This is a genomic window from Streptomyces sp. NPDC028722 (assembly GCF_040637655.1).
Classification (GTDB): Bacteria; Actinomycetota; Actinomycetes; order Streptomycetales; family Streptomycetaceae; genus Streptomyces.
In genome coordinates this window covers 1-3,421 of sequence record NZ_JBEZWU010000082.1, presented here as the reverse complement: position 1 = coordinate 3,421, position 3,421 = coordinate 1, and the positions used below count along the sequence as shown (strand labels likewise).

Annotated in this window: 1 protein-coding gene; it reads right to left on the bottom strand. The window is 68.4% G+C overall.

All coding sequences use genetic code 11. The annotated features are described in order from the left end of the window. A partial coding sequence (locus AB0F03_RS37880) for a type I polyketide synthase (protein WP_362001043.1) occupies window positions 1–3,421 on the bottom strand: 3,421 nt, incomplete at both ends.

The following is a 3,421-nucleotide window of genomic DNA, read 5'->3' as shown; positions in this document are numbered from 1 at the left end:
GCACGGCTTCCGCATCCAGCGCGACCGCCCCGACCTCGAACACCTCCACCACACCGGCATCAGCGTCCACAGGCACCGGCACCGGCACCGGCACCCGAGACCACTCCACCCGCAACAACGACTCGCCACCGCCACCACCTGAGGCCTTGAGCTGATCCCGGGGTATCTCGCGCAGGATGAGCGACTCCACCGACGCCACCGGAGCACCTTCACCGTCAGCCAGCTCCAGCGAAAGCGACTCCGCACCCGAGGACGACAACCGGATGCGCAACGACGACGCCCCCGAAGCGTGCAGCGACACCCCACTCCACGCGAACGGCAGGAACAGACCCCCCTCGGACTCACTCGCAGCCGAGAAGGCCCCAGCGTGCAGCGCCGCATCCAACAGCGCCGGATGCAGACCGAACCCGGCCGCCATGTCCCCCTCACTCGACGGCAACACAGCCTCGGCAAAGACCTCATCACCACGCCGCCACACCGCACGAAGCCCCCGGAACACCGGCCCGTACCCATACCCACGGCCGGCCAACTCCTCGTACAACCGCGACACATCCACCGCCACCGCACCCTCCGGCGGCCACACCTCGAAACCAGCACCAGATGCAGAGGCGTCGTCGCCCAGTTGTCCGCTGGCGTGGCGGGTCCACGGGGCGCCGGACTGCGCGTCGTCGGGCCGCGAGTACACCGCGACCGGCCGCACACCACCGCCCGCGTCCTCACCGACCGTGACCTGGACGCGCACCACACCCTCGTCCGGGATCACCAGGGGCGCTTCCATGACCAGTTCGCGCAGGGTCCGCGCGCCGACCTCGTCACCGGCGCGGATCGCGAGTTCCACCAGCGCGGCGCCCGGCAGCAACACCACACCCGACACGCTGTGATCGGCCAACCACGGTTGCCCGGCAACAGACAGTCGACCAGTGCACACAACACCACCGGTCTCGGGAACACTGACCACCGAGTCCAGCAGTGGGTGTTCAGCCGCCAGTGCAGGGTCACCAGCTGAAAGGTTCGAGTTCAGCCAGAAGCGCTGGTGTTGGAAGGTGTACGTCGGCAGGTCAACGCGGCGTGCATCCCGGCCGGCGAAGACCTGTTCCCAGTCGATGGCGACACCGCGTGTGTGCAGCTGTCCGAGAGTGGCCAGCAGGGCGCGCTCCTCACCGACGTCACGCCGCAGCGACGGTAGGCAGTCCTCCGCCAGCATCCCGGTGAGGATGCCGTCCGGGCCCAACTCCAGGAAGGTGGTGACCTTCTGGTCCTTCATGGCTTGCACGCCGTCGCGGAAACGGACCATGCCGCGTACGTGCTCCACCCAGTACTCCGGCGAGCACAACCGCCCTGCGTCCGCCACCTCACCCGTCAGGTTCGACACCACCGGCAGGGCCGGGGTGTTGTAGGTCAGCCCGGCCGCGACCTCGCGAAATTCGTCCAGCATCGGGTCCATCAACGGCGAATGGAACGCGTGCGACACCCTCAGCCGCTTGACCCGACGGCCCTCGAAACGGGCCACCACCGACTCGACCGCACCCTGCACACCCGACAACACCACCGATGTCGGCCCGTTGACAGCGGCAATACTCACACCGTCCGATAGCAGCGGCGCGACCTCCTCTTCCGTGGCCTCCAACGCGACCATCACGCCACCCGCCGGCAGCGCCTGCATCAGCCGACCACGCGCCACGACCAGCGTGGCCGCATCCTCCAGCGACCACACACCCGCCACATACGCGGCCGTCACCTCACCGATCGAATGACCCGCCACGAAATCAGGACGCACGCCCCAAGACCGTAAGAGGTGGTACAACGCCACCTCGACCGCGAACAGCGCCGGCTGCGCGTACCCCGTCTCCTCCAGCAGCTCCCCGCCCTCAAAGACCACCGCCTTCAACGAGCGGCCCAGCTTCCCGTCGACAGCCGCACACACCTCATCGAAAGCCTCGGCGAACACCGGGAACGCGCCGTACAGCTCACGCCCCATCCCCACCCGCTGCGACCCCTGCCCGGTGAACAACACACCCAGACGGCCCGCCGGCACCACACTCTGCGGACGTAAAGACGCCAGACCCTCCCGCGCCTCCGCCACCGACCCGGCGACGACCACCGCACGATGGTCGAAATGCGTCCGGGTCATCGCCAGCGAGTACGCCACATCCGCGAGGTTCACCGAAGCATCCGCGCCCAGGAACTCCACCAGCCGACCCGCTTGAGCCCGTACCGCCTCCACCGACTTGCCCGACACCACCAACGGCACCACACCGTCAGGGTCCACCGCACGCTCCGCCACCGGCTCAGCCTCGACGGCCTCCATGATCACGTGCGCATTCGTCCCACTGATACCGAAGGAGGAGATGGCCGCGCGACGCGGACGCCCCTCCGTCATCGGCCACTTCCGCGACTCCGTCAGCAGCTCCACCGCACCCGCCGACCAGTCCACCTTCGGGGTGGGCTCATCCACATGCAACGTCTTCGGCAGCACACCGTGCCGCATCGCCTCCACCATCTTGATCACACCCGCCACACCGGCCGCCGCCTGCGCATGACCGATGTTCGACTTCAACGAACCCAGCCACAACGGCTCGTCCCCGGCCCGCTCCTGGCCGTACGTGGCGATCAACGCCTGCGCCTCGATCGGGTCACCCAGCGACGTACCCGTACCGTGCGCCTCCACCGCGTCCACGTCGGCCGCCGACAGACCGGCACTCGCCAACGCCTGCCGGATCACGCGCTGCTGCGACGGACCATTCGGCGCAGTGATGCCGTTCGACGCACCGTCCTGGTTGATGGCCGTGCCCCGCACCAGGGCCAGCACCTCGTGGCCGTTGCGGCGAGCGTCCGACAGACGCTCCAGCAGGACAAGACCCACGCCTTCCGCCCACGCCGTACCGTCCGCACCCGCCGCGAACGACTTGCACCGTCCGTCCACCGCCAGGCCCCGCTGCCGCGAGAACTGCACGAATGCGATAGGCGTGGACATTACGGCAACACCACCGGCCAGCGCGAGCGAGCACTCGCCGTTGCGCAGGGCTTGGACCGCGGAGTGCATCGCCACCAGCGACGACGAGCAGGCAGTGTCCACCGTCACCGCCGGGCCCTCGAGCCCCAGGGTGTACGAGACGCGGCCGGAGACAAGGCTGCCGGCGGCGACCGCCTCGCTGTAGTCGTGGTACATGGCGCCTGCGAAGACGCCGGTGCGGCTGCCCTTCAGTGCGGTGGGATCGATACCGGCCCGCTCCAGCACCTCCCACGACACCTCCAGCAACAACCGCTGCTGCGGATCCATCGCCAACGCCTCACGCGGCGAAATCCCGAAGAACCCCGGATCGAAATCCCCCGCACCATGAAGAAACCCACCATGGCGGACCATCGACTTACCGACCTTCTCAGGATCCGGATCGAACAACCGCGACACATCCCAGCCCCG